The sequence below is a fragment of the Bacteroides sp. genome (assembly GCF_052357945.1).
Lineage (GTDB): Bacteria > Bacteroidota > Bacteroidia > Bacteroidales > Bacteroidaceae > Bacteroides.
The window spans coordinates 62,595-75,432 of record NZ_DAWCXD010000002.1; the positions used below are offsets into that span (position 1 = coordinate 62,595).

Sequence of the window (12,838 nt, forward strand, 5' to 3'; positions counted from 1 at the left end):
GCAGCCGCTTCTGAATCGGTTGTAAATTCTAGAAGTTATTTAGAATGTAATATCCATCTTAACTACAAACGTGCGTGGAGCGGCAACTGCCATCGGGCGGTAGCTGTATTCTTTATTTAACAAGTTGTTGACCATAAACTGAAAAGCTACCTCTTTGGACGCTTTTACTCCAAGGCGCATATCCACAGTGGCGTAGTCCGTATTATGTTTTTTCCAATAAGTAGCCAAAGTCTCTCCTTTAGAATAACCGAAAGCGATGCCGCGAACGTAATCCATCAAGTCGAGTTGTGCTTTCGGACGTTCATCCATCATCAGGTAATCCACTGCGAGGATTTTACTCTTCCAAGCAACGTTTGCACCCAGATTGATACGTTTCCACTGGAAATCTACCGTCGCTTTAAAACTGTGTTTCGGACGATACTTCAAATACTTTCCGGTGTTCGATTTTTCTTTCATTTGAAGGGGATCGGTATAAAGATCTTCCGCATCATTGCGTTCCTTATAATCCGCGTCGCGGGGTTCGGTGTATACATATCCTAAGTTATAGAACAACTTTGTGTTCTTATTGAAGTTATAAACACCGTTTGTTGATATTTCCACTCCGTAGATTTGTGCTTTCGATACGTTATGAAACTGTGCTCCGATTCCGAAACCTTGACCGCCGGTTATCATCCGGATGGCATCACTGATGCTGTTAATCATCGTATAGTCCGAATTATTGAATAGTCCGAACTGGAATTCGACCATATCCTTATATTGTGTATAGAATCCTGCAACATCTACAAATCCCTGGAAATTGCCAATCTTATACCCTTGCTTGAATCCCAATTCCGCATTAAACCCTTTTTCCGGTTTGATATCCAGATTCGGGTAAACGCCGACTCCTCCAATATCCTTGCGCAGGTATTTCTCGTTGATGGACGGGTTACGGTAACCTTGTCCGAAGCTGGCACGGATAAAACTGTAATCAGCCAACTGATAGTTCAGTCCGGCACGGAACACGGGGCGGAATGGAACTTTAGTTCCGAATATCTTTGTTTCTGCTTCACGATGGTGATTGTTTACACGATAGTATTCGGCACGTACGCCGGCAGATACGCTTAGACGATCCCAAAAACGTTGGTCGTACTGGAAGAAAGCAGCTATGTTATCGCTTTTGTAGACTTCGTCCATGATGGCCGAATTATACCGTACATGCTCATAAGTGGCTCCGGTAGTGATTTGTGCACCATTGTCCCATTTCTTGTTGAACTGATAATCGAGATAATAGTTAGTGCTTTTATCAGTCTGCGTCTTAGGAGTGTTTCGTGAAGGATTGAGTACGTCGGACACCCAGGGAATCAGGTCACCAGGCAATTGTCCGTTCGTCAGTCCTCCCAAATCACTGGGTAGTCCGTTGTCCATCACCCAGGAAATCAGATCACAATAATCGGCAGTTGTCGCGTTAGGGAAGATATTGCCTAATGAAGTGAATACTCCATTCATGGCGTCTTCCAGATTACCATTGATTAGTCCTGAACCGATTCCCACCAATGCCGGATAGAGCGAGCTGTAATCACCGCCTGCAATATTCTGTATCGTTTGGGCATCTGTCCCCATATTGCCCAGAATATCCATGATGGATGCTCCCTGGGTAGGACGTACGATATTGTCGGCACTATAATAGAAACGTCCCTTGATCTTATGTGACGTACCGTTTTCCGGATTCACGTAGTTGACAAACGGGTCGATATGGAAATTATTATCTTCCCTGCCCATGTTGGTGAAAGGAGAGGGCTTGTACACCTCTGTCGGTGAACGCCAGATAAAAAAGTCACCATATTGATTAGACAGGAAATCGATATTAAAACCATAGTTCAACAGTTTCATTCCCATGTCCGGTTGGTGATAGGTTAGGTTACCTCCCATGCGGAAACGTTTGTTATATCCTTGCTGGCGGTATCCTTCATCGGTGAAAAGATTGAGGCTGCCACTGACGTCGAAATTACCGATACGACGGGCATGGGAGAGATCGAATCCTTCGTAAATCGGATTACGCACACCACTAAGAAGATTTCCGCGCAGAATCGGTTTGACCGAATATTTATCTTCTTTCCAGAAATTCTTGTCACTCCATTGGTATTCGTCATTCTCCGCATCACCATAGATACCGAGATATGCGCTGAAACGTGTTTTCGGAGCTAACCCCGGACGTGCGGTGCGGATATTGATGATACCATTCAAAGCCGATGAACCATATAAAACAGAAGAGGCTCCTTTGATTACTTCAATCTGCTCGATATTCTCCAAAGGTACGGTGTTCCAGTTGATTTCGCCTGTCTTGGGATTCAGGGTACTCATACCATCCACCAGAATCTGACTGCGTGCACCTACTCCGTATGTCCATCCGCTACCACCACGTATGGAAGGTTGTTTGTCTACAATATCCACTCCCGGAAGAGTGCGGAGGGTAGACGATATATCTGTTGGTGCCTGGCGGGCAATGTCACCGGCTTTCACTACATCCATGGAAACAGTGACATTACTCAATTTCTGTTCAAAGCGTCCGGCGCTGACCACGACTTCCTCCAATAGTTTGGTGCTTTCTTTCATGTAGACGTTTTTGGTGATTACCTCACGTCTGTCGATTACGATCGGCATCAGTACATCTTCGTAGCCCACATAACTGAATACGAGATCGACACCCCCTTCGGGCAGCTTGATTTCATAAGCCCCATGAATGTCGGACACTACTCCTTGATTACCCTGTAACTTATACGTAACGGCTGCTCCCACCAATGGCTCATTGGTATTTGCATCATATATATGTCCTTTCAGCGTTTGGGCAAAACTACTCCCAAGGCTGGTGAAGCATAGTAGCAAAGTTAGAATATATATTTTCTTCATTGTTTTCTTTTTTGATATTCATAGTTGATGTTTATTCTTGTGGCAGAAGATCCAATCCTAGGTCAATAGTATTGGCTGCATTCCATAAAACCGGCAGACCGTTTTCGTCATTTCCCATGAGAAGTCCGAGCAGGTTTTTAAATACAGTATTGTTAGCCATGCTTTCCGGCAACATTCCTTCCACTATCGGTTGCAGCCCGGGCAATAATTGAATGAAAGCAGTTGTCGACTCTTTGGTTAAGTAAAGATGGGTATGTCCGTCTTCCTCTTCTATATGAAAGATAATTCCTTCAGTCAGTAAGTAGAATACCTGTTGGAAGCTCGCCGTATCCATACTGGTTATGATACCGAGCAGTGGATTGTCGATCATGGAGTTCACGATTCCGAGCAACAGTTTCAGTTGCACAGGATTGGATTGGGCAAGAGCTTCCATAATTCCGGAAACCAGTCCTGAATCGATAGGAGTTTCACCGTCCTTGGTTGCCAGACTGATAATTGCCGGTAAGTTCAGGTTTATTTTAAGTTTACCGCTCTCCTCTGTCCAAGTGATTAGATTAATAGGTGAAGTGGTCCATGTACGGTCTGTCAATGCATTATTGATATCTTTTTCTGTCAGTAAGCCGATCATAAACTTGGTGACAAATGTTGCGATGGTACCGACATCTTTATCCGGATCTATGTTATTGATCGGTACGCTGCCGATGTAGACCGGACTCGTCGTATAATTGGCTACAAGGTTACCGTCGGGTTGTAGGGTGATTGTTTGAAGAAGTTGCGGTATGAAATAGCAAAGTGCATTTTGAATCAGTTTCATCCTTAAAAACAGTGTACTGCCCGCTTTGGTTAGTTCCACGTCATCCAGATGGACATAGAATCCTCCGGTTAAGATTTCATTCGTTTCTTTCCATATATACTGCCCTCCGCTGTAGGTGACAGTCATTTTCTTTCCTTTAGTGAAATTGGATACGCCATAACTTTTCTCCCATTTACTTTGCGGCATTACCACGTCCAGGTCCAGTTTCATTGTTTTTGGAGTGATGGCACCGCTGTATGTCACGGTTGCTCCTCCCATCGTGATGTTCTTGCCGCTAAATGTATAAGAGTCTTCCTGTTCGCACAGACTGATTGGAAGAGGAGTTTGTTTCTCTCCCGGGATAATGTCATTCAGTGTCAAGGTTCCTTTTTCACTGTCTTCTGTTTTAAAGTCGACAGTTTTTCCAACGAGTTTTTCCCCGCTGTAGGTCAGGTTTAAGTTCGCCGGTTTGATGTATGAGCCATACTCCTGGCAGAGTTCACCCGGCCAGAATAGCTTGTCATTATAGGTTTCCTCGCAAGATGTAAGGAGGAAAGCCGTACAAGCTACATAAAAAAGTCTTTTTAAAGTTCTCATTCTCTTCTAGGTTTTATTTCAACATATTTATTAAAACAATGCAAAGTACGGCTAATAGGTGACTGCCGTCAAGCTCCATTCTTGGGATTCAATATTCTATATTTGCTATTTTCTTAAATACAATCCTAATAAAGAAGAAAACAATGTTCTATTTGTAAGATATAATATACCATTTTTGAACTTGTTGTCCGGAATCCGGATGGAATGGATATTTTTGGTAAACTAAAAAAGAACTGACGATGACAACGAACGAATCCTTTCCTAAATTTGACCTTCCGGTTGACTTTATAGCAGATGACAGTATCACCGGAGATATCTTAAACTACTATGGTAATTTCCCCTGTAAAATAAAAGCCGGTGTCTTTGTGCTTTGTACGGAAGGGATGGTCAGAGCTACCATTAATTTGCTGGAGATTGTCATTCGTAAGAATGATTTCATCGTTGTTCTTCCTAATTCATTCATTCAGATACACGAAGTTTCGTCTGATACCCGTATTTCTTTTGCCGGTTTCTCGTCCGATTTTATGCTTTCGGGCAATTATGTGGAAATCCTGCTGGACTCTATGCCTATGATATTGAACAGTCCGGTCATTTCTCTGCAAGACGATGTTGCCGGCTTATACCGGAATGTATATCTTTTATTGATTCGTGCTTATACACTCCCACATTCATTAGAAAATAAAGAGATCATCCGTTCCGTACTGGCTATTTTTTTGCAGGGGACGAAAGAACTGTATAAACGCTATGGCAAAAAGTTCGATGAACCTTTGCGAAGAGAGCAGGAGTTGTACAGGCAGTTCATACAGTTGCTGATGGCTCATTATACCAATGAACATGAAGTGGCGTTTTATGCGAAGAAGTGTGGAGTTACTGCGGCACATTTCTCAAGTGCCATTCGCAGGGCAACCGGATACAGTCCGTTGGCAATCATTACAGAGATAATTATAATGAATGCGAAGGCCCAATTGAAAACCACCCGGTTGCCGGTGAAAGAAATAGCTTTCTCGTTAGGCTTTAACAATCATTCTTTTTTCAATAAATACTTCCGTAAAAAGGTGAAGATGACTCCGCTGGAATATCGCGAGAAATAAATCTGCGTCTGCTTAAAATTGGACTATACTTAAAATTGGACTATACATAAAAATGGGATGTTTTATACATTCTCCCTGCTGTCAATCAGAGCCGGTATGCAAGAGGTTGATAAAAAATCGCTTAAATGTGTATCAGGGAAATGCGAAAAGACAGCGCTTTGCTGATGGAAGATTCTTTTGGTACTTATTTGCTTTCAGAGTCGGAGTAAATGAATGATTCTTTTCCTATTATATAGCTATTTGCTATATAAAGAATTAATGGATTCTGAAGTGAAATAACTTGGAAATGGCTCTTATTTTAGCCCAAAAATCCTTTCCCACCGATGAAAGCTGGCTTGGTCGGTGAGCAAGGATGCGTTCCTTACCGACCAAGGATACCTTTCATTAAAAGAACGGACGTTTTCATACAATGAAAAACGGTCTGTTTATCCTTTATTTATGCATAATAAGGGGTGTGATGTGCATATTCTTGCACTAAATTATGCATTTTATTTTCTATTTGATTCGATTCATGGCCATTGCTGAATAATAGAATCTTAAAAATAGAACAGAACTGTTTATTGCTGTAATACAGTCGATTCACCGATAAGAATCCCCCGTTCATTGATTTTTTTTCCTTTTTCTGCTTCTCTGTCATACATTTGTTACAGTATTGTAACACTTGCTACTCTAATCCCCTATGAATATGAACGAGACATGTAATGTAACCACCGCACTTTCCGCTTTCTCCTCCATTTCTTTGGAAGAGATGAGTACCATCCGTTTGATGAACCGTACCGACACAAAGTATATCGTTTCACTCTCTGCTCTGATGGACGTATTGCAGCGGTCAAGTAACCGTTATCGTGTGCAGGAGGTGCAGGGAGAGCGGAATATAGTTTATCACACTACCTATCTCGATACTCCCGATTACGCCATGTATCTGGCTCATCAAAACGGAAGAGTGATCCGTGAGAAAATCCGTGTAAGGACGTATGTCTCTTCCGGTCTGACTTTCCTGGAAGTGAAAAATAAGAATAATAAAGGGCGGACAGATAAAAAGCGGATCCGGGTACAGGGAGTAAACTCGTTGCGTCAGGATGGAGGAGAAGAGTTTCTTCGCAATTATGCCTGGTATGAGTTGTCTACCTTGAAACTTCTACTGGAAAATCATTTTCATCGTATTACATTGGTGAATAAGTCAATGACAGAACGGCTGACCATCGATACCGGTGTGCATTTCCATCATCTCATAACCGGAACAGAAGCAAGACTGGAAAATCTTGCTATCATAGAACTGAAGCGCGACGGGAGAACTTATTCACCCATCGGTGAAATACTGCGCGAACTACATGTGCAGCCTTCGGGAATTAGTAAATATTGTGTGGGAACCGTACTCACAGCCGGGAACTTAAAATATAATCGGTTTAAACCCAAGTTGAGAATGGCACAGAAGATAGCAAAGAAGCAACTAATGAATATTTAATATAAAGCCTGAATAATATGTTTGATGAACTAAGTGATATTACATTAATAGAAACACCATTGATGGATAGTGCGGGTTTCCTGGAATTGTTGTTGCGATTCTGCTTCAATTTACTGGTGGTATCCTGCATTATTCATCTGTTTTCTCCTGTAAATTGATTCAATATGACAGGATAGAACTGATAAAACCCGAAAGAGAATTGGACTTATTGCGCGATCTCCGCGAACGGACAGGACTTGACATTGTTCGTGTGGAAGTGGGACATATCGATTTTTTACGGGATACAGCCATGCTGAAAATCTACTATGAACCGCTGAAAGATGAGATAAATACGATTGATACGTTGACCCGCTTACCTAAAGAAAATGAATAAGGAAATGGAAGATAAGTCAGGTAGAGAAAGTAAGAAGAGACTCTGGGATACAGGCAGATACCTGGTTGGTTGCCTGTTATTGTTGTGTATGGCAGGGAAGAGTTATGCACAGGGAGATGATTTCGGCGTGTGGACCAGTGCGGAAGTGAAGAAAAAAATATTCTCCGGTTTCGATGCTTCTCTAGAAGGTGAATTCCGTACAAGAGACGGATTGCAGACGGTGGAACGCTGGTCGGGTTCGGCAGGTGTTTCCTATAAGATATTTCGTTGGCTGAAAGCGTCCGCAGGATATACGTTTATTCATTATTACCATCCGATGGAAGTCACTAAAAAAGGAAACTATATTCCCGAATATTGGCAGCCGAAACATCGTGTAAACTTGTCATTAACAGGAAAGGTGGACTGGCGGCGCTTCACGTTTTCCCTTCGTGAACGGTGGTAATATACTTATCGTCCCAGTCAGTCGGTCCCCAAATTCGATGGTAATGACGGGAGTGTGAAGAATGATGAATATATCAGTGGAAAAGGAAAAAATGTGCTTCGTTCCTGTCTTCAGGTGGAATATAATATACGTAAATGTGCTTTTACGCCTTATACTTCATGTGAACTTTCATATTCGTTGAATGAGATCGGTGCTTTTGAAAAGTTGCGATGGACATTGGGGACGGAATGGAAACTAAGTAAGAAACATGCTCTCGATTTTTATTATCTGTATCAGAATAAGGCAGACGACAATGAGGCAAACGGGCATGTAATCGGTGCAGGATATTCATTTAAGTTTTCGGTAGGTGCTGCCATTAATATCCAGTCTTCCAAACGTGTGTTTGTGGTATGCGTGGATGAAACAACGAATATATTGACAGATGGGTATTCTTATACGGCAACTACTGATGGAGAGGATATGAAAGCCTGTCTGTTCAGTGAGGGGCAGCTCATTTTCAGTGGGGGCGGTTCACTCACAGTTACCGGAAATTATAAACATGCCATCACAAGTGATGATTATGTGCGTTTCCGTAGCGGGTGTAATATTACGGTAGCTTCGGCCAAAAAAGATGGAATCCATACCAATGAATCTGTGATTATCGGCGGTGGAATACTGAATATATCTTCAGACAGCGATGCTATTCAGTGTGAAAAGGGAGGAATTACGATGACCGGAGGCTTTGCAAAACTTTCTACAACGGATAATAAAGCGCATGGGTTGAAATCCTGTCTGGATGTGGTAATTAGTGGCGGTGCTATTCAGGCACAAGTGGCGGGATCAGCCTCCAAAGGAATATCCTGTGATGGTAACCTGACTATCTCCGGAGGAAAGCTGACTGCATTCACTTCTCAAACCGCACTTTATGAAGATAATGATTTAAGTTCGTGTGCAGGAATTAAATGTGACGGAAATATCCTGATTACAGGAGGGGAAATCGCTATTCAGAGTACAGGTGGAGCCGGTAAAGGTATCAACTGTGACGGTTCGATTACCATCAATGACGGCACGGTGAAAGTGATAACTACCGGTACGCAGTGTGTATATGGCAAGCTCGATTCGTCGGCAAAAGGAATCAAAGCGGACGGTGCGTTGACAATCAATGGAGGAACGGTGCTTGTGAAGGCTACCGGTGGGGAAGGCAGTGAGGGTATCGAGAGTAAAAGTGTGTTGACTGTCAATGAGGGTACAGTTGCCGCGCTTTGTTGCGATGACTGTATGAATGCAAGTAACAGTATTGTTCTTAATGGTGGCAATATTTATTGTTATAGTTCTGGAAATGATGGCATTGACTCTAATGGTACGTTGACCATTACGGGGGGAGTGATCGTATCGTCGGGTACTACTTCTCCCGAAGACGGATTCGATTGCGATCAGAATACCTTTAAGATTACCGGGGGGATTGTTCTGGGTATTGGAGGAGGAACAAGTACCCCTACATCAAGTGTATGTACGCAACGCACTGTGATCTATGGCGGTTCGGGAAGTAACGGCGAATTACTGAATATCCAGTCGGCTGACGGAACCAGCATACTGACCTGTCAGATTCCCCGTGCTTATTCTCAAATGACGGTATTGTTCAGTAGTCCGAATCTGACCTCGGGCGGTAGTTATACTATCTCAAAAGGAGGAACGGTTTCCGGTGGTTCCGAGTTCTTCGGGTTATATTCGGGAGCCACTTATTCCGGTGGCACACAGGCGGCAACATTTACTGCCAGTTCGATGGTGACACAAGTCGGCAGCACTTCTGGCGGTGGCCAGCCCGGTGGTGGAGGTGGCGGACATGGACCTGGTGGATGGGGATGGTAAACAGCAGTTTACCGTCGAAATCCGTTCTTTGGTCGATTCTATTTGTGATAAAACAGGTTCGGTTTTATCTTTGTTTCGATAATCAGAAGCAATGAGGCATGAAAAGACTGCGTAAACAACACGTGCTGGAGCAGAGTATTTACGGAGCTATCTGGATCGTAATATTTCTTCTTCCGCTGATAGGCGGATACTTTGCCATGAGTGGAGGACTTGAACGGGAGGAAACTCGTATGGTGATCCGAGAATCATGGTTGAGTATCCTTCCTTTTTTCGTGCTTTTCCTGTTAAACAATTATGGGCTGGTTCCCTATTTCCTTTTTAAGAAAAGGTACTGGCAATATACTGTTTCGTTGATTTTTGTAATAGGAATGATTTGTTGGCTTTCTCCGTTTCCTTCTGCCAATCATTTCCCCAAAGATTTCAAGCGAGGAGAGTTGCCTCTTCGTATGAAGGAGAACCGGAGAGACCAGATTATTAAGATGAGAGAAAAAGCGAGGGAGGAAGGGGATGTACATTGGAATGAGTCCAGTCCCGAACAACGTCCTAGGGGAATGGGAGATCCAAATGGCCTCGGAGGATTTCCAAAACCGACTCCTTTTCCTTATCCTCCTTTTGTGCTCCGCTATCTCATTCATTTCATTATTGCCTTTTTGATGGTAGGATTCAATATCGCCATCAAACTTTTCTTTAAATCTTTCCGTGATGAAGAAATGCTGAAGGAACTGGAACATCAACGTTTGCACTCGGAACTGCAATATTTGAAATATCAGATTAATCCTCATTTCTTCATGAATACGCTCAATAATATTCATGCGTTGGTGGATATTGATACGGGGAAAGCGAAAAGTACGATTGTGGAACTCTCTAAACTGATGCGTTATGTGCTTTATGAAGCGAGTAATAAAACGATTTTGCTTTCACGTGAGGTTCAGTTTCTTAAAAATTACATTGCCCTGATGAGTTTGCGCTATACCAACAAAGTGTCTATTCAGATGGATTTTCCGGCCGAAGTGCCCGAAGTGCAGATTCCTCCTTTGCTTTTTGTCTCTTTTGTGGAAAATGCTTTTAAGCATGGAGTCAGTTATCGGAGCGAGTCTTTTATTCATGTCTTGATGCAGTTGGATGAGGGCAACCGGCTTTCATTCCGTTGTTCCAACAGCAATAATGGTTCGGCTGACGAACAGCATCATGGCATCGGACTCGAGAATATCCGTAAGCGGTTGAGACTTTTATTTGGCAATGATTATACGCTTTCCATTACCGAAGAGGAACATAAATTTGATGTCTTACTTATTATACCTTTATTAGAATGAAATGTATAGCAATAGATGATGAGCCGTTAGCATTAACGCAGTTGTCGGATTATATATCCCAGGTACCTTTTTTGTCTTTGGTAAAGTCATGCCAGGATGCGTTCGAGGCAATGAAGATATTGTCCGAAGAGGAGGTTGATCTGATCTTTGTGGATATTAATATGCCCGATTTGAACGGATTGGATTTCATACGTTCTTTGGTGAACCGTCCGTTGGTAATTTTCACTACTGCTTATTCTGAATATGCGGTAGAGGGTTTCAAACTGGATGCTGTAGATTATTTGCTGAAACCGTTTGAATTCCAGGATTTATTGAAAGCGGCGGATAAAGCCCGCAGGCAATTTGAATATCGTTTGTTGGAACAACAGGGTGAAATAGGAAATGCTTCGCAGATAAAAGGAGATTCATTATTCGTGAAGAGCGATTACAGAGTGGTTCGCATCGATGTGAAGAATATCCGCTATATTGAGGGGATGAGTGAGTATGTGCGTATCTTTGTGGAAGGAGAGGACAAGCCGGTTATAACTCTTGCCAGCCTCCAGAAAATGGAAGAACGGCTTCCCACGCATTTCATGCGGGTCCACCGTTCTTATATTGTCAATCTTCGCAAGATTACCGAAGTTTCCCGTCTTCGCATTATCTTTGATAAGAATACTTATATTCCTGTCGGTGATAATTATAAGGAGAAATTTACGGAATACATTGGGAAATTAAGCCTTTCTTAAATAATTATTTAATTCCCAGTTTTTTGGCAATTTCTTTAGGAAGTGCATCTTTATGCACCAGGATATTCATTGTCTTGTAGGCAACGAATGCTTTGGAAGCATACCAGATACCATCATATTTGCCTGATTTACCCCAAGAGTTTTTCACCATGAAGTATTCTTTTCCGTTCTGGTCTTTAGCGATGCCGTAGATTACCATTCCGTGGTCGTCTGTTGTTTCCCAGTTGTCAAAAGCAACTTGACGCATTTCCTGGGTAATATCCTTTTCAGGGAAAGGTTTGGTGAATAGTTCTCTGCGTTTGTCGGCGGCAGTCAGTCCTGTCCAACGGGCCATGTCTGAACCGGACAGTTCAGATTCTTTGGCTGCATCTGGCATTACGGCGATACCGTCACGTGAGAATCCTTGTTCGCTGACATCGCTACCCCATGCAAAGGTATAGCCTTTCTTTACAGCATTGTCCATAACAGCCATCAGTTCTTCGATAGGCAGGTTGTAAGACAGACCATTACGCCAGTTATCCTGAATTTCGATGGCGAATTGAGAATAGAACGGATGGTGTGTATAAGAAGTCAGTGATACATAGTCGTTATAGTTCAATCCCAGTGATTCGGCAAAAGTCTTCGGAGTATATTCTTTGCCTTTGTAGGTGAACTTCTCCGGACATGCTCCTAGGTAAGTGTCATAAATGGCACTTAGTCCGTTTTTCCATACCGGAGTCAGTTTGCTTAATTTACCTTTTGCAATCGCATTGATATAACCGGAAGCAACAGCATCCAGCTCATTATGTACCGGCAGCGTATCACCATACATAATACCCGGCATCACTTCTTGCGGAACGATACCATAATTCTTGATGCAATACATTACATCATAAAAACTTCCACCCGGAGAGAAAGAACTGTCACCGTGATAACGTACATAGTTTACTCCGCGATCCTGCATCGTTTTGTGTACAACAAACATTTCAGACAGGTCGTATTCACCTTTACCTAAACGAAGTAGTTCTGATTCAACAAATCCGAGAGTTGAGAAACTCCAGCAAGTACTCGAACGATTTTGGTTCTTGATAGAAGTTATCGGATTTTCTTTCACTGTCGTGAAAACAAAACCTTCTTCAGGTTTTGCATCTTGTGCCATAACACTTAGGCTGAACAGGCCTAAAGCAGCAATAAGGATTGTCTTTTTCATTCCTATGAAATTAATATTAAATTGTTTTGGCTACAAATATAGGAAAGTTTCACCACAGAGTAACACAGAGTTTCACAAAGTTTTCTCTTTTTTCAAATGGACAGCTATCTTAATGA

Annotated in this window: 10 protein-coding genes and 1 pseudogene; 8 read left to right on the forward strand and 3 right to left on the reverse strand. The window is 42.5% G+C overall.

The genetic code is table 11. The features are described 5' to 3' along the window. Positions 1–39: 39 nt before the first annotated feature. On the reverse strand, positions 40–2,886 hold the full coding sequence (locus tag ACT8YW_RS00920) for a TonB-dependent receptor (protein ID WP_444103690.1): 2,847 nt from the start codon (positions 2,884–2,886) through the stop codon (positions 40–42). Between the two features lie 31 nt (positions 2,887–2,917). Continuing rightward, a complete protein-coding gene (locus tag ACT8YW_RS00925; RefSeq protein ID WP_444103691.1) occupies positions 2,918–4,276 on the reverse strand; it encodes a DUF4925 domain-containing protein in 1,359 nt (452 codons plus the stop codon). 239 nt (positions 4,277–4,515) lie between these two features. On the opposite strand from ACT8YW_RS00925, the gene ACT8YW_RS00930 reads away from it, so the two are divergent. The 8 genes and pseudogenes from ACT8YW_RS00930 to ACT8YW_RS00965 all read left to right on the forward strand — a co-directional run bounded on the left by ACT8YW_RS00930 (position 4,516) and on the right by ACT8YW_RS00965 (position 11,533). Next, a complete protein-coding gene (locus tag ACT8YW_RS00930) occupies positions 4,516–5,367 on the forward strand; it encodes a helix-turn-helix domain-containing protein (protein WP_117683565.1) in 852 nt (283 codons plus the stop codon). Between the two features lie 685 nt (positions 5,368–6,052). Further along, the gene (locus ACT8YW_RS00935) at positions 6,053–6,832 is read left to right on the forward strand and encodes a polyphosphate polymerase domain-containing protein (protein ID WP_444103692.1); all 780 of its coding nucleotides are present in this window, start codon (positions 6,053–6,055) and stop codon (positions 6,830–6,832) included. Between the two features lie 17 nt (positions 6,833–6,849). Further along, positions 6,850–6,990 carry a hypothetical protein gene (locus ACT8YW_RS00940; protein ID WP_444103693.1) on the forward strand — a complete coding sequence of 47 codons (141 nt, stop codon included), beginning with the start codon at positions 6,850–6,852 and terminating at the stop codon, positions 6,988–6,990. 41 nt (positions 6,991–7,031) lie between these two features. After that, entirely contained in the window at positions 7,032–7,205 is a 174-nt protein-coding gene (locus tag ACT8YW_RS00945; RefSeq protein ID WP_444103694.1) for a DUF4956 domain-containing protein, read from the forward strand. A gap of 4 nt (positions 7,206–7,209) precedes the next feature. Beyond that, positions 7,210–8,418 (forward strand): annotated as a pseudogene (locus ACT8YW_RS00950) (DUF2490 domain-containing protein); the annotation flags it as partial. 39 nt (positions 8,419–8,457) lie between these two features. Continuing rightward, the gene (locus ACT8YW_RS00955) at positions 8,458–9,495 is read left to right on the forward strand and encodes a carbohydrate-binding domain-containing protein (RefSeq protein WP_444103735.1); all 1,038 of its coding nucleotides are present in this window, start codon (positions 8,458–8,460) and stop codon (positions 9,493–9,495) included. Positions 9,496–9,593: 98 nt separating this feature from the next. Next, positions 9,594–10,808: a sensor histidine kinase gene (locus ACT8YW_RS00960; protein ID WP_444103695.1), complete on the forward strand. Its 1,215-nt coding sequence runs from the start codon at positions 9,594–9,596 to the stop codon at positions 10,806–10,808. After that, positions 10,805–11,533, forward strand: a complete 729-nt coding sequence (locus ACT8YW_RS00965; protein WP_004301008.1) for a LytR/AlgR family response regulator transcription factor — start codon at positions 10,805–10,807, stop codon at positions 11,531–11,533. The genes ACT8YW_RS00960 and ACT8YW_RS00965 overlap by 4 nt, the downstream gene beginning before the upstream one ends. A gap of 4 nt (positions 11,534–11,537) precedes the next feature. Here the strand turns inward: ACT8YW_RS00965 and ACT8YW_RS00970 are convergent, their stop codons facing one another. Further along, positions 11,538–12,722 (reverse strand): C1 family peptidase, encoded by a 1,185-nt coding sequence (locus tag ACT8YW_RS00970; protein ID WP_004301007.1) that lies wholly within the window; start codon positions 12,720–12,722, stop codon positions 11,538–11,540. Between the last annotated feature and the right edge of the window lie 116 nt (positions 12,723–12,838).